Raw genomic sequence first — 405 nt, 5'->3', positions numbered from 1 at the left:
CGAAGCGGTTCTTGAGATCTCGTCCCAGCCGGCTGGCATGGCCGGTCCAGTGCGACAACTCGTGTGCGAGCGTGGCGTAGTAGTGATCGAAACCAGAGAATAGGCTCGTTGGCGGCATTGTGACGCGATCCGCAGTCGGTTCATAATAGGCTTCGCAGCCTTGGTGGCGCAGGTTGACGGGGATGGCAGCGAAGAAGGCGTCGAGCTCGGCCTCGCGCCCTTCGGGCTCGACAAGCTCCAATGTCGTGGCCGGATGAAAGCGCTCGAGCAGACCTTCGACCTGATCGGCATTGAAGACCGGATAGGCCTTCAGCACCCGTCGGGCTTCGTCGGTCTTTTCCCCGGTATCGGGGGCTTCAACCTCCTTGGTGTAGCTCTTGTAGAAGATCGCGATGGTCGACTTCT

At 60.2% G+C, this 405-nt stretch carries 1 protein-coding gene; it reads right to left on the bottom strand.

The annotated features are described in order from the left end of the window. Positions 1-405: zincin-like metallopeptidase domain-containing protein (locus BGN95_RS09650; protein WP_286772499.1), on the bottom strand; the 405-nt coding region annotated here is incomplete at both ends.

It is taken from the genome of Sphingomonas sp. 66-10 (genome assembly GCF_001897045.1).
In the GTDB taxonomy this organism is placed as follows: Bacteria; Pseudomonadota; Alphaproteobacteria; order Sphingomonadales; family Sphingomonadaceae; genus Sphingomonas; species Sphingomonas lycopersici.
Note: the sequence above shows the minus strand (reverse complement) of the source record. Positions and strands in the feature narration are given on the sequence as shown.